Origin of the sequence: Pseudothermotoga thermarum DSM 5069, from assembly GCF_000217815.1 — a bacterium.
Lineage (GTDB): Bacteria > Thermotogota > Thermotogae > Thermotogales > DSM-5069 > Pseudothermotoga > Pseudothermotoga thermarum.
The window spans coordinates 462,379-483,886 of sequence record NC_015707.1; the positions used below are offsets into that span (position 1 = coordinate 462,379).

The following is a 21,508-nucleotide window of genomic DNA, read 5'->3' on the forward strand; positions in this document are numbered from 1 at the left end:
TGTTAAAATTCAACAAGGAGGTGGTAAATTGATAGCAATCGTTGGAAGCGCAAATGTGGATCTTGTTGTCAAAGTAAAAGATTTTACGAAGCCTGGAGAAACCCAAGTTTGCCTTTCTTTTGAACGGTTCAGCGGAGGAAAAGGTGCCAACCAAGCAGTGACTTGCAAAAAAATGGGTGCTGATGTCTACTTTCTAACCTGTACTGGTAACGATTCAAATGGCCAGTTCGTCAGAGAGAAACTTTTAGAAGTTGGTTTGAAAGAAGGGATTCAAATTGTCGATGCAACCAATGGTTTTGCTTTGATAGAACTCACAGTTGATGGAAGAAACAGGATAATAATCTATCCTGGATCTTACGGTCTGCTTACACCGGACGTTCTTTTTCAACATACCGAAGAGCTTTTGAGATGTGGTATTTTGCTTTTGCAAAATGAAATTCCTTTTGAAACAACCTATCACGCTGCTAAACTTTTCAAGGAAAATGGTAAAACCGTGATTTTTGATCCAGCTCCTGCTCATGGTGTGGACAAAGGTATTTTTCGATACGTCGATATAGTCACACCGAACGAGGTGGAAGGACAAATTTTAACCGGTGAAAAAGAAAAAGAGAAGATTGTGGAAAAGCTTCTTGAACTTGGCTGTAAAAATGTTCTTTTAAAACTTGGTGAAAAAGGTTGTTTGTTGGTCGGTGAACTTGGACGGTTTGAAATACCAGCCTTTAAAGTTCAGGCTGTGGACACAACGGCAGCAGGAGATGTTTTCAATGGGGCTTTCGCTGCAGAATTTGAGCGCAGTAAAGATGTGAAAAGAGCACTTATTTACGCTTCGGCTGCAGCTGCAATCAGCGTCACAAGGATGGGCGCTCAAAGTTCCATACCAACACATCAAGAAGTGATGGATTTTTTGGCAAAAGGAGGTATATCATGAAATTCGGTATAAGTTATTTCGGAAACAGGATGCCGTGGTATGTAAAGGAAGATTTGCTCAATCTAAAAGCCGCTGGTTTTCAAACGATTGTTCATACCTACAGTGAAAACGATTTTCAGTTTTACAGAGAAACGATGAAACAGATAGCTCAAATCAGCAAAGATCTTGGTTTCGAAATCTGGGCAGATCCCTGGGGTTGGGGTGGGATCTTCGGAGGAGAAGCTTTCAGCGGGTTTCTTCAAAGGAACATGGACGAAGCTCAAGTTGGAAACGATGGGAAAAGGAAAGGTTCTGTCTGCTTCCGTTCAGAAAAGTTCAAAGACTACATGAAACGGTGGATAGACGCAGTTAAGGAAGCAGGATTTGATGCAATATTTTGGGATGAACCTCACTTTTATATACCTTACCCATACAGCAATTTTCCAACTGAATGGACTTGCAGATGCGAAAAGTGTAAAGAAGCTTTCAAAAGCAAATACAATTATGAGATGCCCGAAGTTTATAACCAAGATGTGTCAGATTTTCGCCATGAAACAGCCTTTCAGTTTTTCGCCGAAATGAGTTCATATGCAAAAGAGAAAGGCTTGAAGAACGTCATCTGTTTCTTGCCAAAGGAGACGGATTTGTTTGGAATAAAAGACTTCGAAAGTTTGGCAAAGCTTGAGACAATTGACGATATAGGTACCGATCCATACTGGATGGCTTTCAACCTGCCTATGGAACCTTTTGTCAGCGAGACATCAAAAAGAATCAAAGAACTTTCCGAAAAATACAACAAAGCCCGCCATATCTGGATACAAGGTTTTAGAGTCCCGAAAGGTAGGGAAGAGGAACTGAAGGAAGGTTTTCAAATCATCAAGTCTTTTGGCATACAACACGTTCTTTTCTGGGGAGTGTATGCTTGCAAGCACATGAGCCATATTGCTCCAGAGGATCCAGACAAAACTTGGGAAGAGATTTTGAGTATAGTGTCTCAGAACAAGTGAGATGAAAGAGCCGCAAAATCACGATTGCGGCTCTTGGTTTTTAACGGCTCTAAAAAATCTTTGAACTTGCATTCGGTCCTGGTGTTTTATCGTAGCATTCTATCAGCCAGAACCTGTAGGCGTACTTGTACCTTTCGAGCTTGACGGAGGGACTTTTCGGTACGTGGAAAAGATCGTGTACCGCCACGACGTACTTGTAGAAAGGATCATTGTTTTCAACAAGCTCTGCAACCACATTGAACATAACGCTGTAACCACTCATTTGATCGTAAAACAAAAGAGTTGCCCTTGGATCTTTTAGAATGTTTTCATAGGTTTTTTTGTAGTACATCTCTATACTTGAAAGAAATCTTCTATCGAAATTATCTGGATTGCTGTAAAGATCTATCAGAAATTGCACTCTTTCTCTGAAAGTTTCGTTAACGCCTACTTGTCTTGCTTTTTCTATCAATTCAATTGCCCTTTCTGCAAGTGGTTCAAGAAGATGTGATTTCGGAACCAATCCAAGTCCTTTGATACAAGAGTTGATCTCAAAATCTCCTGCAACATTCTTAGTTGACATAACTACGGTGTGAGGAGAAAAGTTCGGCACGCCTTTTTCTTCTCCGACGAATATTTTAAGGCTCTTCAACCTGGTGTTCAGCTGCCAGTTGAAGAACGTGTTGTCAAGCTGTTTTGGCTCGTACTGGAGAACTTGTCCGTCAACCTCGAAAATAAGCTTTCCATTCTCAAACTTGATCATCTTCATTCCTCCCTTTCCATCAACCTTGGGTTGAAAATTTTCTCAGCAGCTATTCCTATCGACATTATCGAGAAAGCCGTTAGAAACACGGCAAGACCTGGAAAGACGATCCACCACCAAGCGCCAAGTAGTATCGCATTGTAAGTTCTTGCAAAATTGAGCATCTTGCCCCAGGAAACCAGTTTTGGATCTCCAAAACCAAGGAATGCGAGACCAGCCTCTGCAAGGATAGAACCAGCAGCGGTGAAAGAAGCGTTGACAAACAAAACAGGATAAGCTGACGGAAGCAAATGCTTGAATATTATGTACCATCTTGAAGCTCCACTTACCTTTGCCGATTCAACGTAACCTCGTCTTTTCTCGGCGAGCATCACAGCTCTCACAACCCTTGAGATACCAGCCCAACCGAAGATCACCATGATAAAAGCAAGAACAAAGAAGCTGCTTCCAACGTAAGTCAGGATCATTATCATTATGGGTAAGCCAGGAAGAACCATCACAAAATCGACAATTCTCATCAAGATCATATCGATGCTTCTGCCAAAACCAGCCGCGAGGGCACCAACCAAAGCACCTAAGATTGTTACACCGACTGCCGTCATCGCACCGATGCTGAGCGACACGCGTGCACCGTAGATAATCTGACTTAGAATATCTACTCCAAAACCATCTGTGCCGAGAAGATGTTCTTTGCAAGGAGCTGTCAAGGGAAAGCCTCTCTGTGTAATATCGTAAGGATTGTATGGAGCGATGAATGGAGCAAAAATCGCGAAAATTGTAAACACACTCAGAATGCCTATACCAACCTTTGCCTCAAAAGAACGAAAGATTTGATGGAAAAATCTCTTTTTCTTCTTCTTCATTCAAATCTCACCCTTGGATCAAAAGTGGCTTGAAGCAAATCTGCAAAAAAGTTTGCAAGAATCGTTGTAATTATCGTGATGATGACAGTTGCCTGAAGAAGTGGATAATCTGAATTTCTCGATGCTTCAAGAACCAAAAGTCCCATGCCTTTCCAGGAGAACACAGTTTCGATGAGAACAGCTCCGCCAATCATACCGGCTATGCGAAGCGTAAGCATTGAGAACAAGGGGCCAATCACCACTCTCAAGATATGTCTTCTTCTTATCTGCGATTCTTTCAACCCTTTAGCCTTAGCTGTTTGTATGAAATCTTCCTTCAGAACTGTCACGACCATGTTTCTCACATAGATTGCAAAACCAGGAACGCTAATTGTGAACAGAGTTAACCAAGGTAACGCTGCATGGTGAAGAAGACTTAAAAACTTTTGCAGTCCAGTAGTTCTTGGATCAAACATGCCCTGAAGAGGAAAGATGCCCAGATAATAAGATAGCAGCATCACTAGCAACAAGGCAAACCAGAACGTAGGTACCGAATGAAGAGCGAATGCGAAATACCTTGTCAGTCTGTCGGCAAACTTTCCTCTGTTGCAACCTATGTAAACACCTATCCAGAGCGACGCAAGCATGCTCAAAATCGTTGGAACCGCGGTCAGAGTCAAAGTCCACGGAAGCCTTTCGAGAACAACCGAGACAACCGGACGGTTGTAGGTGTACGATATGCCTAAGTTTCCTTTGATCGCCTCTTTCAGAAACATCAAGTACTGAATGATCACAGGTTTGTCCAATCCAAAGGCAGCTTTGATTTCTTGCTTTACTTCTTCCGGTATCCTTGGATCTCCGTAGAAACGCTCTGCCGGATTTCCCGGCAGAGCTCTGATGAGAATAAAGCTAACAGTTATCGCAAGAAAAATGGTTATAAAGGTCAATATCATTCTACACACAAAGTAGGACAGGCTCAACTAATCTCTCACCTCTTTGGCTTGAGGTTTATCAACGTTTGGCTGTTCATAACTCCTTCAAATTCGGAAACAACCCATCCATCGAAATTCTTGGTGGAATAAGCCTCAAGATTCGATGGAATGCATATTGGAACAACTGGAACAACTTCTTTGAGAAAGCTCTGCAGTTTCTTAAAGGCTTCAACTCTCTCTTGATCTGTGAAAGCCATCCAGATTGAATCCAACAATTGATCCAGCTCAGCTATGTTGACACCGCCATAGTTGAAACCGACGACCTGTCCATTTTGAATGAGTCCTCTTGAAGAATGAAGATGATAGTAAATCATCTCTGGATTGGTTCCCAGTGCATATGCAGTCAAAGCCATATCGAAGTCGGCTTTCTTAAGCTTTGTCGTTAACCCTTCAGGTCCTTGAACGTCAAGCTCAACGTTGATACCTATGTTCTTCAGGGACTGTTTAATGTATTCGCCAATTTCGTTTGCCTGCTTATCTGTGCTAACAAGTAGTCTTAACGTTTTCTTGTCGTATTTTACTTTTGAAATTAACTCGGTAGCTTTTGACAGATTTTGAGACACAGTGCCAACTTCACTGTCAAAAACCGCTCTTGCCTTTGGCGGTATTACTCCAAGTGAAGCCGGTTCAGCAAAACCCATAAACACGCGGTTGATTATTGAGTTATAGTCAATTGCCGCTTGAATTGCCTTTCTGAAGTTAACATCGTTCATAGGTTCTTTTCTGTGATTGAACAAAAGAACGTATACGCTGTTTCCCTGAGTTCTTGCTATCTTGACATCAGGATACTTCTTCGAATCACCGAGAATTTGCCTTACGATCATCGGATCTAAATCCCAGTAAAGATAATCGTAATCGCCTTTGGCAAGCCCCAAAAATCCCATGGTCTCGTCCTGCACATTGTGGAAAATTATTCCTTCTATATGTTTTGGAGCTTCAGGATGATCACGATTTGAATCCAAAGTTACACTCTGAAGAGTCATACTTGAAAACTTTAGGATACCCGAGCCAATAGGGTTGGTGGTATTCGGAAATTCCAGTGGTTTTTCTATCTGTTCCCATATTGCCTTCGGTATTATCGGTATTGCCACCGGGGCAAAGGAGAACATGGAAATGTTCATTGTTCTGAACCTCAGCTTTACGGTCCTTTCATCAACCTTTTCTGCCCCCGTGAAGAAAGCAAGAATCGGACCAAGAGGAAGTCTTTTCTGAAGGATGTAGTTGAACGAGAAAACAACGTCATCGGCGGTAACAGGTGTACCATCGTGGAATTTTCGCTGTGCGAGTTTCAACGTTATGCTGTTGTCGTCCATATCCACTTCCCAGCTTTCTGCAAGTCGTCCAGTTAAGTTACCTTCACGTTGGGTCAGAAGAGTCTCGTAGAGATATCCAACTACGATCCTTTCAGTTGAAGACTTAACCAAGAATGGATTCATCGTACGAACGTCCCCGAGAACTGCAACATTCAAGTATGCACTAAACGAGATAGCTGCAAGGACGAGTAACGAAACGAGCATCAACTTTTTCATTAGAACACCCCCCTTGAAAGATGTGCTTGACTATATTGTATCGCCTTGAAAGTTTTACCGCAAGAAATTGAATACAATTTTTCTTGAATTAGTTCAACATATGTGGCGGAAAAATACAAAGGATCAAATGACATTTAAACTTTGATAACCCTTCTTTCCTCTCCACTCCACATTCTTCAAGGCAAACGTTTTGAAAAAGTCAAAAACAGTTGTAGTCGAAGAATAGACACCTATTATCCAAACAAAAAGCGGCAGGATTTACCTGCCGCTTTTTAACCGTCCTTCGTAGTTTAACCTGGAACGTCGTACCAGTAAGTGGCATAGAAACCAAACGGTATTTCATCCCACCAAGTGATGCCCGCTATAGCTCTTTTGTTATATTGTTTTTGCACAATAGGTTGAGTAAATACATGGACCTGTCAACTTAAGAAGGAAAACTGCACTAATAGAAGAAATGGAAATAGCCACTTCACTATGTCCTCATCCCTCCTCTTGTACCATAACTTGTTCCTGTTGAAACGCCTCAGCCTGTACCTCGTTATCCCTATCACGCTCTCAACAAGACTCCTCTCCCCAAACCTCTCATGCTCGTGTTCCCAATATCCCATATTCTCTTCGCTCGCTTCCCAGTACCATGGCCCTTTGTCCGTTATTATCCTCAACTTACCTGTCACTCTCTTCTTCACCATCTTCATCACCAAGCTCGCTTTGTCCTTCTCTCGCGTTTTGCTGACCAACGCATAGATCACTTTCTTCCTCTTAACCTCAAACGCTATCCATACATACCAGCAGTAACCGTTTATGTTCACCTTCATCTCGTCTACAGCTACTACTGCATTGCCTTCTATCTTCTCAGCAAATATCTCTTCTTTCATTCTTGCCCACCATTTCCTCAAGGCTTCATGACTGACTCCAATTATGGCTGCTGCCTTCCTTAATGCAAGTCCATAAAAGTACAAAACCAATGCAGATACTTTCGCCTCATGTGGAACTCTTTGTCTTTGAAAAAGGTTTGGTATAATTTGGTATAGGTACTCGGTGATATTTGTTGTTGTAACTTTCATCTTTACGGGAACCTCCTTTCGGTGAGAAGAGTTGGTTCCCGTTTATTTTATCGTATTTCCCGGCTTAAGTTGACACCTCCAATACATAGCCGTCGAACCTTTGATCGTCTTTAGTATCGTTTGGTGTTCTTGCAAAATCAACAAGAAATACTATTCGATGACCAAGATTGCTGTTTTTACCAGTATACCCAGGTCCTGTCATCCCCATGATGTTATCCTGAGGATTTTTAAGTATCACGTAGGTCAAATCGTACCTGTTGCGGTCAGAATCTTCGATGTAGCCTTTTCCTCCTCTGAACAAAACCAACGTGCCTTCCCAACCGTCCCAGTAGATTTTCCACACAGAACCGTATTGACCGATGACATCTTGTTCCTTGATTGTCGTCAAAAGCTGTGGAGTGAACGGTATGTTGACAGCTGGCTTAAGCGGTTGAACTTGTGCAAGCAGAAGGCCGCTCAGTGCAAGAACTGCAACGAATATTAACTTTTTCTTGCTCATCACCTCTTATAAGCAAGATGATTCATTATAAAACCCAAGTTATTAGAAAAAAGTTAAAACTAAAATTTGTACGAAGTTGGTAGAATCTTTTTGGGAGGTTAGCATTGCGAATGGAACAAGTTACAAAAGGAGTCCAGCTGCTTCTTGGAGATCCAAAGAAGGCCTTGATAAAGCTTTCTTTACCAATGATGACGGCAATGTTTGTCCAAGCCCTTTACAACTTGGTTGACAGCATCTGGGTGGCGGGGCTTGGACCTTCGGCGCTTGCTTCAATAGGCGTATTTTTCCCGATTTTTATGGTCATAGTTTCCATTGCCACAGGTATATCGGTAGGTGCAAGTGCAGTTATATCTCAGCAGATTGGAAGGAGGGATAAACCAAAAGCCGATGAAGCTGCCACACATTCACTTTTGTTTGCGTTGATTCTTGGTGTTACAATGACTGTTGTTTTTCTTTTGCTGATAGGAAACATTCTCAAGATTCTCAACTTGAGCACAGAAGTTTACAAACTTTCGGTAGCTTACGCAAGGATTGTGCTTTCTGGAACTATTTTGCTTATGTTCAACAATGTCGCGAATGGAATTCTTCGTGGCGAAGGTGACACAAAAAGAGTCATGTATGCGATAACGTTTGGTTCAGTTTTAAATATCGGGCTTGATCCAATCTTCATATACATTTTAAAACTTGGTGTAGCCGGAGCCGCTTTGGCAACCGTTTTATCCATATTTTCTTCAAGCCTTTTGATAATCTACTGGATGTTCTTGAAGAAAAGAACATTCGTAACAATATCTTTCAGAAATTTCAAATACAACGGTAAGATTGTTGGTGAAATTTTGAGGATAGGTATACCTTCATCACTTGCACAACTTACGATGTCGATTGTCAACTTTGTGCTGAACGTTTTTGTGGTAAAGGTTGCGGGAGATTTTGGAATGGCTGTTTTCACCGCTGCTTGGCGACTGATAGATTTTGCAAGGATTCCACTTATAGGAATTGCATCGGCAGTTACATCAGTCGTTGGGGCCGCTTATGGCGCAAAGGACGGGCAGAAATTGAACGAGGCACACTTATTTTCGATAAAATTTGGGGAACTAATTGGCGTGGGGGTCTTGGTTTTGATCGTTCTGTTTGCACCGCAGCTTGCATTGTTGTTTACTTACACCAAGGAAGGTTCTCTGATCTTCAACGACCTAGTCTTGTCAATGAGAGTTTTGAGCTTGTTTTTGCCTGGCATTCCATTTGGGATGTTCACATCTTCTGTGTTTCAAGGGGTGGGTCAAGCTGGAAAAAGTTTGGTTGTAACAATCCTCAGAACAGTTGTGATGCAAGTCATCTTTTGCTGGCTTTTTGCATTCGCTCTTGATCTTGGACTTGTTGGGGTTTGGTTTGGAATAGTCTGTGGTAACGCGATTGGTTCAGCCATAACTTTTGTTTGGGGAAGGAATGTCGTGAAAAATCTCATGAAAGCTTTTCAATCTGCGGTATAAAGTACTTAAATCGGTAGTACTTGATAGCAAAAAGTTTTCAGATTATTATTTTCCTTGGGGTGAGCAGATGAAAGGTTGTAAGGTTTTTTTCATCGGCGGAGGCAATATAGCACACATAGTTTTGGGGGAGTTAAAAGATCTTATTGAAAAGGCATACTATTTTGACGTGAAGGAAACGGGGTTAAACGCCGTTAAAATAGAACCTTTTTGCGTACCGGATGACGCGGATATTGTTGTCGAATGTGCCAGCGTAGATGCCGTAAAAAAATACGCGTTTGATGTTTTGAAATCTGAAAAGGACTTCTACATAATGAGCTCAGGGGCATTCGCAGACGAAGACTTTTTGAAAGAATTTTTGAGAAAGCTTCAGGACAGTCGCTGCAGAGTTTTTATTCCTTCAGGAGCCATAGGTGGGCTTGACATTGTTAATGCTGTCAAGGATAAAATCTTTGAAGTCACACTTGTTCTGCGGAAACCACCAAAGGCTTTTGGGATAGAGGTAAACTTTGAGACTTTGATTTTCGAAGGAAATGCTTGCGAAGCGATAAAAAGATTTCCACAAAATGTGAACGTCGCTGTGACGCTCTTGCTTGCCATTGGTAATTTGGAGAAATTAAAAGTGAAGATAATAGCTGACCCAAGTTTGAAGATGAACAAACATGAGATATTCGTTGATTCGTCAGTTGGAAAGTATCACATTATCCATGAAAATCTTCCATCTCCCAACCCAAAAACCAGTTATTTGGCCCCATTATCGCTTGTGGCAAGTCTTAGAAAAAGGTATCAAAAATTTATTGTGGGAGGATAACTTTGAGCAATGATAAACATATCAATTGAGGATATCAAGAAATTGGCCAAAGAGAAGGGTTACGTTGTTTTGGCTCACAATTATCAGTTATATGATCTTCAACAAATAGCAGATTTTGTAGGAGATTCGCTTCAGCTCGCACAAATGGCAAGGAAAATTGAGATGGATAAAATACTTTTTTTAGGCGTTGACTTTATGGCGGAAATGGTAAAAGCTTTAAACATCGATAAGAAGGTTATTGTCCCGGTTAGAACCGCCACTTGTCCTATGGCTAACTCTTTGGAGCCAGAAATGATATTGGAAGCTAAGAAAAAATATGGTGCACCTTTTGTCATCTATGTAAACAGCACACTTGAAGCAAAACAATATGCCGATTATTTATGTACATCTGCAAATGCCGTTGAAGTGGTTTCCAAGATAGATTCAGACGTCATACTGTTTGGCCCAGATAAGAATTTGGCAAATTACGTTGCTGAAAAAACTGGCAAAAAGGTTATCCCAGTCCCTGGAGAAACAGGTTATTGTTATGTGCACAATTACGTTACTCTGCAGCAAGTTTTGAGGTTGAAAAATCTTTACCCAAAGGCAAAGGTGGTCGTTCATCCTGAAGTCCCCAAAGATGTGAGGACTATTGCAGATTACGTTGGAAGTACGTCTCAGATGGAAAAGTTTGTTGCCTTGGATGAATCCAAGGAATTCATAATTGTCACCGAAAAAGGCATGGTGGACAGGTTAAAAGCTCTGTATCCCAACAAGAAATTCTATGGCGTAAATTCAATGCTTTGCTACAACATGAAAAAGAACAATCTCAAGAACGTTTATAAAGCTTTGCAAAACGATCAGTTTGAAATAAACGTTGAAAAAACGCAGGCCGAAAAACTTTCTTATTTGGTTCAAAAAATGCTCGAAATGAGCCGGTGAAAGTATGTACGGTGAATTGATCGATGAACTTTGTAAATGGATAGCAAAAGATGAAAATTTTTTCGATCCAGCTTCCTATCCATTGAAAAATAAGGTCGCTAAAGCAGAGATATTGCTCAAAGAAGACAATGTCGTCGTTTCTGGGATAGAGATAATAGAACTGCTTTCCAAGAAATTTTGCTTAGAGACACTTTTCAAAGTGAGGGATGGTCAACTTACAAGTAGTGGTGTTGTAGGTAACATCAAAGGTTGTGCATATGATTTGCTTGTTTGTGAGCGCACTTTTTTGAATATCCTTTCTATTATGTCGGCGACAGCGACCAGAACTTACCAACTTGTTCAAAAGATTAGAAAACTTGGTTACAACACGAAAATAGCTGCGACTAGAAAAGTTCTGCCTTTTGTTGGAGAGTTGCAAAAGTTGGCTGTTATCCATGGTGGTGGTGACAGCCACAGATGGAATCTTTTTGAAACGATCATGATAAAAGACAACCATAAAAAACTTTATGGTTCAATTTCCAAAGCCGTGGAAGAGATAAGAAAACTTGTTTCATTCACCAAAAAGATTGAAGTAGAAGTTGAAGCTGAGGAAGAACTGGAAGAAGCCATAGAATCTGAGGTTGATATAATCATGCTTGACAACTTTCCTCCTGAAAAGGTCAAAGAGCTTGCCAGAAGGATAAAATCCAGAAATCCTAAGATTTTGGTTGAAGCATCCGGTGGTATAAATGAAGAAACTGTGGAAGAATACCTTTGCCCTGACCTGGATGTTATATCGATTGGAAGATTAACCAGCGAGATCAGGTACGTTGACTTTTCCCTTGAAGTTGTAGATTCTTTGTGAAATACTTTTTTTGCAGTTTTATCCTTTTCGTTATCATGGACATCAGCTTGACTAATTACAAGTTTTTTGTTAATATTACTATTGGTCTTTTTTGCCCCCTTTCTTAATTTGCTCAGATTTTTTGACTTCCCAACCCCTGGGAAGGCACTCTAAAGGAAGGTTTTAATTATGCGAATCACTAAAAAAGATTACAGTTGGAATTTTTTTGTCAATTCCATGGATATGATCTTTTTCAACCTCGGTATGGCTATGGCATCAATCTCCACCGTGCTGCCTGTTTACATTAAAAACTTGGGTGCCAGCAATTTCGAGGTTGGTTTGATACCAGCTATAGCAAGTCTGGGATGGGGTTTACCGGCTTTGCTGGGAGCCAAGATTGCAGAAGAATACGCAGTAAAGCGTGATTTAATAGTTCGCGTCGCATTCTTTGAAAGGCTTCCATACCTTTTCATAGCTTTGATCAGCTTTTTCCTTGCGAACACAAATCCAAGACTTTCTTTGTATTTGGTAATTAGCTTGCTTGCAGTTTCAATGTTTTCGATGGGGTTTTCGACGCCTTCTTGGGTGAGAATGATAGAGAAGGTCATAGATCGAAACAAGCGTGGGGCAGTTTTGGCGATTGGGACAGGGGTGGGGGCAGTGGCAGGAGCAGCAGGTGCTGCTTTTGTTAGACATTTGTTGCAAAATCACGGTTTTCCAAACGGTTTTGGATACAGCTTCTTGTGCGCTTGGATCTTTTTTTCGATTTCCCACATTTTTTTATCCCTTAACAGAGAAATACCGGATAGAACAGTTAACGGGGAAAACTTTCAGATACGAAATTATTTTGCATCGATAAAGACCAGACTTAGGAATAAAAATTATAGAAATTACTTGATAGAGAGAACTATAACGTTTTTTGGTATCAGCGTCAACAGTTTTGCGGTGATTTATCTTGGCAAAAAACTTTCACTGGATGATTATAGGGTTGCGGAATTCACGGCTTTGTTGCTGATTTCACAGGCTATTTCGGCCTTTTTGCTTGGCTTTTTGGGAGATAAACTTGGACACAAATTCAGTTTGATCGTGGGTAAAATTGCTCAACTTTTTGCCCTTTTTATCTTGTTAATCTGTGATAGTTTGTCAAAAGCTTATTTTGTTTTTCTGCTTTTTGGGGTGGAATACAGTTCGGCGGACGTTAACGGTTTGGCCTTAACTATGGATTTGCTTTCAAGGAAAAGAAAAAAGGAGCTTTACATTGGGATTCAAAACTTCATTCTTTCACTTGTTTCCTTCACGGCTCCTTTAATAATCGGTCTTTTGATAGACCAATTCGATTACTCCTTTGCCTTTATCTTGGCATCGGTTTTTGGCTTAGTTTCATTGGTGTTTTTGACGGTTTTCATAACTGATCCTAGAAAGGAATCTAACTAAGCTTTTCGATATTCAAATTTTTCATAGGCTTGACAGCTTATTTTTCTCGTTGTAAAATATGTCAAACAAAATTCGGGGGTTTCGATGCCTTGAATAGTCTTGATAGTTTTGACAGATCAAATAGTTTCTTTGATGTTGTTTGTGTAAACTGGTGGTGGCTTTGGGGGATGCCCTCCTTGAAGGGTTCCCCTAAAGCCACGTTGATCTTGTAAAAAGCTTTAGGGGACTTCGTAAAAAAGGAGGGCATCCCAGAAAAGGGATGCCCTCCTTTTTTTGTAAGGCGTGGATGATCTGTGAAAACTTGTAAGTCGAGGTGTTGGTGTTATGTTGAAACTGAGCGGTTTAGAAATCAACTTACCATCATTTAAATCCTGTTACATTGAAAATTGTGATGTTGCAAATATCGATTTTGATCGTTTGAATACTGAATTTTTCTTCTTCGAATCATCCAAGTTAAAGGCTTTGTGTATGGACAAATTACTTCGTGTCCTGGTTTTTCAAGACAGGATAGAAATTAGTAGTCAAGAGAAGAAAAAAGTCATTCACGATGATCCACTATCAATTTTTGACCAGATTTTGGATTTTTTGATAGAAAAAAATGCCTTTGTTGTATGTCAGTTCAACTACGACGCAGTGAATTTGCTTGAGGACATTTATTCAACTGATGAACCATGCATAATCGTTGATCTTTATGGGAAAAACCTTTTGTTTGACAAAACCTCTGGTTTGTGTGAGTTTATAACGCTTGAAAGGGTGAAAGAAACTGATTTTTTGAAATTAGAAAAGTATTCTGAAAGTGTTTCAAAGTGCAAAAGTAAGGTGATTTATGCTACGCCAAAGGATTACTACATAGATATCGTCAAACAAGCAAAAGAAGATATCAGAAACGGCGAAATCTTTCAAATTGTTCTTTCTCAAATAGTTTTGGTCGAAAGTGATATATCCACCAGCCAATTGTTTTACCAGATGAGAAAGATAAATCCCTCAGAATACAGCATTGTGATAAACGAGAACAACAGACAAGTTATATGCTTCTCTCCTGAGACACTTTTGACGAAGAAGGGCAACATCGTAAAAACCTTTCCCATAGCCGGAACTTACCGAATAAAACCTCAGGATGATGTCGAGCAAAAAAAGCTGGAAATTTTGACTGACAAGAAGGAGATGAGTGAACACGTCATGCTCGTAGATTTGGCAAGAAATGATCTTGGAAGAATATCCAAACCTGGAAGCGTAAAAGTTGAAGAATATCTGAAGATAAAGCAACTTTACAACCTCATACACGTGTATTCGGTTGTCTGTGGAGAGCTTGAGGAAAAAAGTATTACAAAGGTTATACTTTCTACCTTTCCAGCAGGTACGCTCACCGGTGCACCAAAGGTTAGAGCAATGCAATTGATTGAAAAATACGAAAAGCAAAGAAGAGGCCTTTATGGTGGGGCGATTGGTTACATCTTCAAAGACGAGTTTGACTTAGCGATAGCGATAAGGATGGCTATTAAAAACAAGGAAAACAACGTTTTTCGGCTTCAAAGTGGTGCAGGAATTGTGAACTTATCAATACCGGAAAACGAATATCAAGAATGCCTGACAAAGCTAAGGGCATTCTTCACCGTGATGGGGGTGAACGAGGATGATATTGCTCATTGACAACTACGATTCGTTTACTTTCAATCTTTATCAAATGATTGCCGTCAAAACGAAGGTGGTTGTGTTCAGAAACGACAAAATTTCAATTGACACAATAAGAAAACTTAAACCATCTGGTATAGTGATCTCACCTGGTCCAGGTAGTCCAAAAGACGCGGGAATAAGCAAGGAGGTTGTTCAGAATTTTGCTGGAATCATTCCAATTCTTGGTGTATGCCTTGGTCATCAAGTCATTGGAGAGTGCTTCGACGGCAAAATTGTTCACGCAAAAGAGATTTACCATGGCATGAAGTCGCAAATCAGGTTGTTAGAAGCTGGCAAGAAAAGTCGTTTGTTCAAATCGGTTCCTGAAACATTTTCTGCAGGTCGATACCACTCACTTGTTGTTGAGAAATCTGCTTCTTTGAAGAAACTCAAGATTGCCGCAGTCAGTGAAGATGAGGAAATAATGGCTCTTGTGAACGACAAACTCAAAATCTACGGAATACAGTTTCACCCAGAGTCAATACTCACCACAGTTGGCGAAACGATCATTGATAATTTTCTCGAAATTTGTTACGAGGGGGTAAAGATGCATGCTCACCGAAGCGCTTGAAGCGGTGACAAACAGGAAGAATCTTGATTACGAATCTGTGAGACGAATTATAGATACTATCCTGGACCAAGAACTAGATGAGATAAAATTTGGTGCTTTTCTTGCGGCTTTAAAAACAAAAGGTGAAACCGTGGATGAAATTCTTGCCTTCATAGATGCCTTTTACGAAAAAGCCCGAAAACTTAACTATCATCATCCTTTAACTGTTGATACCTGTGGAACCGGTGGGGATGGAAAGGGTACTTTCAACATTTCAACCGCTTCGGCGATTGTTTTAAGCTGTTTTGATGTTAAAGTTGCAAAACATGGAAACAGAAGTGTTACAAGCCAATCCGGTTCTGCCGATGTTCTGGAAAAACTTGGCATCGACATATTTGCCGATGAAGAAAGAATTTTGGAAGGCCTTGAGAAACACAACTTTGCCTTCTTGTTCGCACCACTTTATCATCCGGCGATGAAAAAGGTGGCTAACCTTAGGAAAGCACTTGGGATAAGAACAGTTTTCAACATCCTTGGTCCACTTCTGAATCCCGTTTCGTTGAACTATCAAATTGTTGGAACATTCAGTTTTGAGGTTCAAGACAAGGTGGCGGCAATATTGAGAGGAAGAAGAAAAAGGGCTGCTGTTGTGCATAGCTTCGATGGTTTAGACGAAGTTTCCGTTTGCCAAAAAACAAGGGTATTGGAGGTGGTAAACGATGAGATAAAAGAGTATAACCTTGATCCAAAGGATTTTGGGATCAACTTTGAGATCGAAGCTATCAAAGGTTCTACGCCAGAGGAAAATGCAAAGATTCTTTTGAAAATCTTTGAAAAAGAAAAGTCACCGTACTTTTGGGCGGTCGTGTTGAACTGTGGACTGGCTTTGTACATTTGCGAACTGGCAAGAGATGTTCAAGAGGGAATAAGCCTTGCCTCAAAAATGATCGAAACTGGAAAAGCTAAATCAAAGCTCAAAGACCTTTTGACATTCTACAAACCAAGAGGGTGAAGAACGATGAGTGTTCTGGCGAAAATCTTGAAACACAAAAGGCAGGAAGTGGAAAAGTTCAAACAACTTCTACCAATTATCGAGATCGAGAAAATTGCATTTGAAAAAGCAAGTAACGATTTTGGGCAAAACAAATTCAAGGAAATTTACAAAAGAGAGAAGTTCTACGTGATTGGTGAGATAAAAAGATCGTCTCCTTCGGAGGGTGTTATCAACGATAAGGTGGATGTAAAAAACTTGGCAAAGACCTACGAGACTTTGGGATTTTTCGCCGTTTCAGTGTTAACTGACCACAAGTTTTTCAACGGTTCGGAGGAAGATTTGATTCAAATCAAGCAGACTGTTTCTATACCGGTTCTTCGAAAGGAGTTCATAATCGATCTATGGCAGGTTTACCAAACCAAACTTTTGAATGCTGATGCGGCATTACTCATTACAAAGGCACTTTCCGATGATGAGCTGTCGAGGTACATAAGAACCTTTGAATTTCTCAACATTGTGCCGCTGGTTGAGGTTGAAAATGAAAGTGAGATCGAAAAAGCTTTGAAGGCAGGAGCAAAGGTAATAGGCATAAACAACAGAAATTTGAACGACTTGACTGTCGATGTGAGAAAAACTGAGAGGTTGTTGAAGTATATCCCAAAGGAAATAGTTGTGATAAGCGAAAGTGGTATCAAAACGAAACAAGATTTTCGTTACATAAGATCACTTGGTGTCGATGGGTGTTTGATAGGCACGGCTTTCATGAGATCGTGTAACCCACTTGACATAGTGGGTGAATGATATGTTGGTGAAATTCTGTGGGCTAAAGCGCATTGAAGATATCCAAATGTGTAACAAACTTTTTCCGGATATGATCGGCTTAATCTTTGCAGAAAGTCCAAGAAAAGTGGATGTAGAACTTGCAGAAAAAATTCTTAAAGTTAAAGGTAATTTTATAAAAGCCGTTGGGGTATTTAAAAACCAAAGTGTGTTTGATGTTCTAAAAATCGCCAAACGTTTGGGTTTGGATTTTGTGCAACTACATGGTGAAGAGGACCTTGAATACGTGAAATTTTTAAGGCAAGAAGGTGTAAGCGTCATCAAAGCTGTGGAGATAAGTTCTGAGGAAGATTTGAGAAAGGCCGAAAAATACGTGAATTTGGTAAACTTTGTACTTCTTGACAGACCAAAAGGTAGCGATTTGGACATAACACAAATAGCCAAACTTGCGAAGTTTCCTTACATTATCGCCGGCGGAATAACTTTGGAAAATTTGGACAAATTTTTGGCTTTGAGCCCTGTGGGAATAGACATCAGTTCCGGTATAGAAACCAACGGCCTAAAAGATTATAAGAAAATGAAAGGCATAATTGAGCGCGTAAAACCTTTGAGAAATGGGGGATTAGGATGAACAGGTACTTTGGAAGATTTGGTGGTATGTACGCACCTGAAACGTTGATGCCAGCACTTTTGGAAATCGAAAAACAGTTCTGCGAACTTATAAACAGAGAGGATTTTCTAAACGAGTACAATTATTATCTCAAATACTATGTTGGTAGACCTTCTCCGCTTTATTACGCGAAAAACTTAAGCAACTATCTCAACGTAAAGATCTACCTAAAAAGGGAAGATTTGAACCACACTGGAGCTCACAAAATCAACAATTGCATTGGACAAGCTTTACTTGCAAAGTACATGAAAAAAACTAGATTGATTGCTGAAACCGGTGCAGGACAACATGGTGTTGCAACCGCTACAGTCGCTGCACTGTTCGGTATGGAGTGTGAGATATTCATGGGTGAGGAAGATGCAAAAAGACAATTTCACAACGTTCAAAGGATGAAGATGCTTGGAAGCAAGGTGCGAATCGTCAGCAAGGGAAGTAAAACTTTGAAGGATGCCATAAACGAAGCGATGCGCGATTGGAGCGAAACTTTTGAGTACACTTTCTACGTCTTTGGTACGGCGGCTGGGCCACATCCGTTTCCAACGATAGTGAAATACTTTCAAAGTGTAGTTGGAAGAGAGGCAAAACAACAAATACTTGAATTGGAAGGAAGGCTTCCCGACTATGTATTTGCCTGTGTTGGAGGAGGATCGAATGCGATAGGAATTTTTTCCGCGTTCATAGATGATCCGCAGGTGAAACTCGTCGGAGTTGAGGGGGCGGGTGAAGGAGTTGAAACAAAGAGAACTGCCGCCACTCTTTGCAGTGGTTCTGTTGGGATTTTACATGGAGCAAAAACGTACGTTCTACAGGATGAAGAAGGACAAATTCAGATTACCCATTCCATTTCAGCTGGTCTTGACTATCCTGGAGTTGGACCTGAGCACGCTTATTTAAAAGAGATTGGGAGAGTTGAATACGTTGGGATTCGTGATGAAGAAGCGGTAGAAGCCTTCCTGCTTTTAACAAGGTTGGAGGGAATAATTCCTGCACTTGAAAGTAGTCATGCTTTAGCGGAAGTCATAAAAAGAGCTAAGGCGGGATTTTTTAAACCTTCAGATGTTGTGATTGTCAATTTGTCTGGAAGAGGGGATAAAGATATTAACACTGTACTTAAGTGGAAAGGTGATGAAGTATGAACTTGATAGAGGAAAAATTTGACCAACTTAAAGAAAAAGGCGAAAAAGCGTTCATCGGTTATGTCACGTTTGGCTATCCATCGTTCGTTGAAACGTTGGATTTCATAAACATTGTTTATTCTTACGTTGACATTTTGGAAATAGGTTTTCCATTCTCAGATCCAATAGCAGATGGCGAGATAATTCAAAAAGCATCGGTTAAAGCTCTTTCAGAAGGTGTCAAGTTGAACGACCTTTTCAGAAGCTTAGGTCACATCAAGAAAGATAAACCGATCGTGTTGATGTTGTATGCCAACCTTGTTCACAGAATGGGCGAGGATAACTTTTACAAACTTTGTGAGTTGAACGGAGTTGATGGAATAATAATTCCGGATGTACCTTATGAGGAGAGTTTTCAATTCAGGCAAGCTGCTGACAAGCATCATGTAGTTTACATAGATCTTGTTTCTGTATCTTCTCTTGAAAGGGCAAAAACGATAGCAATCAAAAGTCAAGGTTTTCTTTACTGCGTATCGAGAAAAGGTGTAACAGGCTTTAAAGGAGAGATGGATGACAAACTTCACATTTTTCTTAAGGAGCTCAGGAAAGTTACAACCACTCCGTTGGTGGTTGGTTTTGGTATTAAAAATACAAACGATGTTTTGAAGATCAAAGACCTTGTTGACGGAGTTGTCATCGGAAGCGCAATAATTGCGAAAATGGATGAGGGTAAAGAACAGCTTGAGAATTTCTTAAAGGAAATTAGGTATGTTTTGAAAAATTGACAGGGGGAGTTAAAGTCCCCCCTTCTTCATCCTTCAAGCGAGAAAGCATCAAGTTTGGAAATCTCATCAAATCTTCCAACGATTCTATAGAAAGTAGTTAGCTGCCTCAACTCTTTAATATCTTCGTCGCTCAAGTTGGCTTCTACCTCGGTGAAGAACACGTAATCACCTGGAAGTATCTTTGAGGGCCGTGATTCAAGTTTTCTCAAGTTAAATCCTTTAGCGTAAAAGATATCGAGAACTTTCTTCAAAGCACCTGGCTTGTTTTCAACTGCGAAAAAGAGTGAAGTTATCTTTCCTACAGTGTTTCCTGTTCTTTTTCTTATCAAATAAAATCGGGTGATGTTTCTTTCCTGAAGGTCTTGAATGCCCTTTCTCAACACTTGCAATTTGTTGAGTTTGGCTGCATTCTCCGACATGATGGCTGCCGAAAAATCGTCAAGCACTTTTGCCGCATCGCTTGTGGAAGAAGTATACCTTATCTCAGCGTGAGGAAGGTAGTTGGTTATGAAATTCATGCACTGACTCACCGCCTGTGGATGTGAATATATGTACTTTATGTTTTTAAAATCAATTGGTTTCTTTGCTACAAGACAGTGATTCACCTCAAGTTTTGTTTCACCAAATACTTCAACATCGTGAAGCATCAGCGCATCGAGGGTTGGAATAACCGTTCCACCAATCGTGTTTTCTATCGGTACAATTCCATAATCTGCTTCTTTATTTTCAACGGCTTTCATCACTTCTTCAACGTTTGTGTAGTATTTGAGCGGCAGTCTTGATCCAACAAGTTTCACCGCAACTTCATCGCTAAAGCTACCTTTCGGTCCAATCAAAGCAATTGTCTTTTTTATACCAAACAGAGAATATTCCTCAGCCTTTGTGACATCCATTATCTGACGAAATATTTTCTCAACTTCCCAAGAGTTCAACTTGGTTTTGCGAGCAATTTTTGCAAGTTTTTCTTCTTCTACCTCTGTATTTTCTATTGTTTCCTGTAGTTCCATTTTCTTAATAGCTATCTTTTTTGCAATTTCAACTCTTTTCTCAATCAACCTTAGAATAACTTCGTCTATAACGCTTATCGCATACCTCATCTCCTGCAAATTTGAATAATCCTCGTTCAGTTTTGAAAGTTCAAGCATTAAACCGCTAAAAGCGGAATCATTCAATTTGTTTCTTAAATCGAGAAATATCTTTTCAAACATTGTCTTGTCCTCAAAGGCTTTGTTGAATTCAAGTATTTTTTCCACAAACTGCTTTCTGTGTTCTTCCGCGTTTTTCTGAATCAGATGGTACATTTCCCAATTTTCTTTCAAAACTCTTGCAGCCAGTTTTGCCAAAGCTTTGTAAATTCTGGTCGAAAAACCCATATCCTCGTAAACGCTGGCAAAACAAAGCAAAAGGAAATGACTTATTCCCTGTATCTTCGCCATCTGCTTGTCATGTTCCTCGCAGGAAAGCTTGGTTATCAAAGCTCCTTCTTTTTTAAACTCTTCAATTATTTGCCATGCTTCCTCTCTCTGCGATTCTTCTACGATTATCAAGTGCGATAGAGATACATTGGCCTCATCACCAAACAAAGGATGAACACTGAGAAAATCAAAACCGCTTTCTTTGAACAAAGGCACGGAAAAGCCTTTCACCGAGGCAACATCCACCAAGAGCGGGTTCTTTCTCGTATCCTTTTTGATGTGTTCAAGCGCTTTTTTTATTTGTCCCATCGGTGTACAAACAAAAATCACATCGAAATCTGAGATATCTTCAACTTCGTTTTTTGAAGGATCAACGTCAAAACCTTTCACAAAGTACTGACGTTGGATAAAAAAATCTTTGAAAAAAGATCCCATTTTTCCAACACCGTAGATCAAGATTTTCATGCAAC

Annotated in this window: 21 protein-coding genes; 14 read left to right on the top strand and 7 right to left on the bottom strand. The window is 40.3% G+C overall.

The features are described from left to right. The first annotated feature begins 28 nt into the window (after window positions 1–28). Together rbsK and THETH_RS02360 are read left to right on the top strand one after the other, a co-directional pair. On the top strand, window positions 29–928 hold the full coding sequence (gene rbsK, locus THETH_RS02355) for a ribokinase (RefSeq protein WP_013931782.1): 900 nt from the start codon (window positions 29–31) through the stop codon (window positions 926–928). Then, window positions 925–1,914 carry a hypothetical protein gene (locus THETH_RS02360; protein WP_013931783.1) on the top strand — a complete coding sequence of 330 codons (990 nt, stop codon included), beginning with the start codon at window positions 925–927 and terminating at the stop codon, window positions 1,912–1,914. The genes rbsK and THETH_RS02360 overlap by 4 nt, the downstream gene beginning before the upstream one ends. 49 nt (window positions 1,915–1,963) lie before the next feature. Here the strand turns inward: THETH_RS02360 and THETH_RS02365 are convergent, their stop codons facing one another. From THETH_RS02365 to THETH_RS02390, 6 genes are all read right to left on the bottom strand, one after another. Beyond that, the gene (locus THETH_RS02365) at window positions 1,964–2,656 is read right to left on the bottom strand and encodes a pyridoxamine 5'-phosphate oxidase family protein (RefSeq protein ID WP_013931784.1); all 693 of its coding nucleotides are present in this window, start codon (window positions 2,654–2,656) and stop codon (window positions 1,964–1,966) included. Between the two features lie 2 nt (window positions 2,657–2,658). Beyond that, window positions 2,659–3,519, bottom strand: a complete 861-nt coding sequence (locus THETH_RS02370) for an ABC transporter permease (RefSeq protein ID WP_013931785.1) — start codon at window positions 3,517–3,519, stop codon at window positions 2,659–2,661. Beyond that, window positions 3,516–4,478 (bottom strand): ABC transporter permease, encoded by a 963-nt coding sequence (locus THETH_RS02375; RefSeq protein ID WP_013931786.1) that lies wholly within the window; start codon window positions 4,476–4,478, stop codon window positions 3,516–3,518. The genes THETH_RS02370 and THETH_RS02375 overlap by 4 nt, the downstream gene beginning before the upstream one ends. An 8-nt stretch (window positions 4,479–4,486) precedes the next feature. Then, on the bottom strand, window positions 4,487–6,019 hold the full coding sequence (locus tag THETH_RS02380; RefSeq protein WP_013931787.1) for an ABC transporter substrate-binding protein: 1,533 nt from the start codon (window positions 6,017–6,019) through the stop codon (window positions 4,487–4,489). A gap of 419 nt (window positions 6,020–6,438) precedes the next feature. Continuing rightward, entirely contained in the window at window positions 6,439–7,083 is a 645-nt protein-coding gene (locus THETH_RS02385) for a DDE-type integrase/transposase/recombinase (protein ID WP_013931788.1), read from the bottom strand. 64 nt (window positions 7,084–7,147) lie between these two features. Continuing rightward, complete coding sequence (locus tag THETH_RS02390) at window positions 7,148–7,582, bottom strand: hypothetical protein (RefSeq protein WP_013931789.1); 435 nt, start codon at window positions 7,580–7,582, stop codon at window positions 7,148–7,150. A gap of 110 nt (window positions 7,583–7,692) precedes the next feature. Here THETH_RS02390 and THETH_RS02395 point away from each other — a divergent pair, with 110 nt between their 5' ends. The 12 genes from THETH_RS02395 to trpA all read left to right on the top strand — a co-directional run bounded on the left by THETH_RS02395 (window position 7,693) and on the right by trpA (window position 19,623). Beyond that, window positions 7,693–9,069 carry an MATE family efflux transporter gene (locus THETH_RS02395; RefSeq protein WP_013931790.1) on the top strand — a complete coding sequence of 459 codons (1,377 nt, stop codon included), beginning with the start codon at window positions 7,693–7,695 and terminating at the stop codon, window positions 9,067–9,069. Between the two features lie 67 nt (window positions 9,070–9,136). Then, window positions 9,137–9,877, top strand: a complete 741-nt coding sequence (gene nadX, locus THETH_RS02400) for an aspartate dehydrogenase (RefSeq protein ID WP_013931791.1) — start codon at window positions 9,137–9,139, stop codon at window positions 9,875–9,877. A gap of 9 nt (window positions 9,878–9,886) precedes the next feature. Continuing rightward, complete coding sequence (gene nadA, locus THETH_RS02405; protein ID WP_013931792.1) at window positions 9,887–10,798, top strand: quinolinate synthase NadA; 912 nt, start codon at window positions 9,887–9,889, stop codon at window positions 10,796–10,798. Between the two features lie 4 nt (window positions 10,799–10,802). Then, window positions 10,803–11,642: a carboxylating nicotinate-nucleotide diphosphorylase gene (nadC, locus tag THETH_RS02410; RefSeq protein WP_013931793.1), complete on the top strand. Its 840-nt coding sequence runs from the start codon at window positions 10,803–10,805 to the stop codon at window positions 11,640–11,642. 168 nt (window positions 11,643–11,810) lie between these two features. After that, window positions 11,811–13,055 carry an MFS transporter gene (locus THETH_RS02415; RefSeq protein ID WP_013931794.1) on the top strand — a complete coding sequence of 415 codons (1,245 nt, stop codon included), beginning with the start codon at window positions 11,811–11,813 and terminating at the stop codon, window positions 13,053–13,055. Window positions 13,056–13,379: 324 nt separating this feature from the next. Continuing rightward, window positions 13,380–14,705, top strand: coding sequence for an anthranilate synthase component I family protein (locus THETH_RS02425; protein ID WP_013931795.1), 1,326 nt, complete (start codon window positions 13,380–13,382; stop codon window positions 14,703–14,705). Continuing rightward, complete coding sequence (locus THETH_RS02430) at window positions 14,689–15,300, top strand: anthranilate synthase component II (protein WP_013931796.1); 612 nt, start codon at window positions 14,689–14,691, stop codon at window positions 15,298–15,300. Before THETH_RS02425 ends, THETH_RS02430 begins: the two co-directional genes overlap by 17 nt. Continuing rightward, window positions 15,281–16,291, top strand: a complete 1,011-nt coding sequence (gene trpD / locus THETH_RS02435) for an anthranilate phosphoribosyltransferase (RefSeq protein ID WP_013931797.1) — start codon at window positions 15,281–15,283, stop codon at window positions 16,289–16,291. The genes THETH_RS02430 and trpD overlap by 20 nt, the downstream gene beginning before the upstream one ends. A gap of 6 nt (window positions 16,292–16,297) precedes the next feature. Next, on the top strand, window positions 16,298–17,074 hold the full coding sequence (gene trpC, locus THETH_RS02440) for an indole-3-glycerol phosphate synthase TrpC (RefSeq protein ID WP_013931798.1): 777 nt from the start codon (window positions 16,298–16,300) through the stop codon (window positions 17,072–17,074). A gap of 1 nt (window position 17,075) precedes the next feature. Next, the gene (locus tag THETH_RS02445) at window positions 17,076–17,684 is read left to right on the top strand and encodes a phosphoribosylanthranilate isomerase (RefSeq protein ID WP_013931799.1); all 609 of its coding nucleotides are present in this window, start codon (window positions 17,076–17,078) and stop codon (window positions 17,682–17,684) included. Beyond that, a complete protein-coding gene (trpB, locus tag THETH_RS02450; RefSeq protein WP_013931800.1) occupies window positions 17,681–18,859 on the top strand; it encodes a tryptophan synthase subunit beta in 1,179 nt (392 codons plus the stop codon). Before THETH_RS02445 ends, trpB begins: the two co-directional genes overlap by 4 nt. After that, the gene (gene trpA / locus THETH_RS02455; protein ID WP_013931801.1) at window positions 18,856–19,623 is read left to right on the top strand and encodes a tryptophan synthase subunit alpha; all 768 of its coding nucleotides are present in this window, start codon (window positions 18,856–18,858) and stop codon (window positions 19,621–19,623) included. Before trpB ends, trpA begins: the two co-directional genes overlap by 4 nt. A 26-nt stretch (window positions 19,624–19,649) precedes the next feature. Here the strand turns inward: trpA and pheA are convergent, their stop codons facing one another. Next, window positions 19,650–21,503: a prephenate dehydratase gene (pheA, locus tag THETH_RS02460; protein WP_013931802.1), complete on the bottom strand. Its 1,854-nt coding sequence runs from the start codon at window positions 21,501–21,503 to the stop codon at window positions 19,650–19,652. Window positions 21,504–21,508 lie beyond the last annotated feature (5 nt).

Bases quoted from the DNA above. Each gene is read 5' to 3' on its own strand.
- THETH_RS02385 (WP_013931788.1), bottom strand. From the start codon at position 7,083: ATGAAAGTTACAACAACAAATATCACCGAGTACCTATACCAAATTATA.
- THETH_RS02370 (WP_013931785.1), bottom strand. From the start codon at position 3,519: ATGAAGAAGAAGAAAAAGAGATTTTTCCATCAAATCTTTCGTTCTTTT.
- THETH_RS02445 (WP_013931799.1), top strand. From the start codon at position 17,076: ATGTTGGTGAAATTCTGTGGGCTAAAGCGCATTGAAGATATCCAAATG.
- trpD (WP_013931797.1), top strand. From the start codon at position 15,281: ATGCTCACCGAAGCGCTTGAAGCGGTGACAAACAGGAAGAATCTTGAT.
- pheA (WP_013931802.1), bottom strand. From the start codon at position 21,503: ATGAAAATCTTGATCTACGGTGTTGGAAAAATGGGATCTTTTTTCAAA.
- THETH_RS02415 (WP_013931794.1), top strand. From the start codon at position 11,811: ATGCGAATCACTAAAAAAGATTACAGTTGGAATTTTTTTGTCAATTCC.
- nadA (WP_013931792.1), top strand. From the start codon at position 9,887: ATGATAAACATATCAATTGAGGATATCAAGAAATTGGCCAAAGAGAAG.
- trpA (WP_013931801.1), top strand. From the start codon at position 18,856: ATGAACTTGATAGAGGAAAAATTTGACCAACTTAAAGAAAAAGGCGAA.
- THETH_RS02425 (WP_013931795.1), top strand. From the start codon at position 13,380: ATGTTGAAACTGAGCGGTTTAGAAATCAACTTACCATCATTTAAATCC.
- trpC (WP_013931798.1), top strand. From the start codon at position 16,298: ATGAGTGTTCTGGCGAAAATCTTGAAACACAAAAGGCAGGAAGTGGAA.
- trpB (WP_013931800.1), top strand. From the start codon at position 17,681: ATGAACAGGTACTTTGGAAGATTTGGTGGTATGTACGCACCTGAAACG.
- nadC (WP_013931793.1), top strand. From the start codon at position 10,803: ATGTACGGTGAATTGATCGATGAACTTTGTAAATGGATAGCAAAAGAT.
- THETH_RS02380 (WP_013931787.1), bottom strand. From the start codon at position 6,019: ATGAAAAAGTTGATGCTCGTTTCGTTACTCGTCCTTGCAGCTATCTCG.
- nadX (WP_013931791.1), top strand. From the start codon at position 9,137: ATGAAAGGTTGTAAGGTTTTTTTCATCGGCGGAGGCAATATAGCACAC.
- THETH_RS02390 (WP_013931789.1), bottom strand. From the start codon at position 7,582: ATGAGCAAGAAAAAGTTAATATTCGTTGCAGTTCTTGCACTGAGCGGC.
- THETH_RS02365 (WP_013931784.1), bottom strand. From the start codon at position 2,656: ATGATCAAGTTTGAGAATGGAAAGCTTATTTTCGAGGTTGACGGACAA.
- THETH_RS02360 (WP_013931783.1), top strand. From the start codon at position 925: ATGAAATTCGGTATAAGTTATTTCGGAAACAGGATGCCGTGGTATGTA.
- THETH_RS02430 (WP_013931796.1), top strand. From the start codon at position 14,689: ATGATATTGCTCATTGACAACTACGATTCGTTTACTTTCAATCTTTAT.
- THETH_RS02395 (WP_013931790.1), top strand. From the start codon at position 7,693: ATGGAACAAGTTACAAAAGGAGTCCAGCTGCTTCTTGGAGATCCAAAG.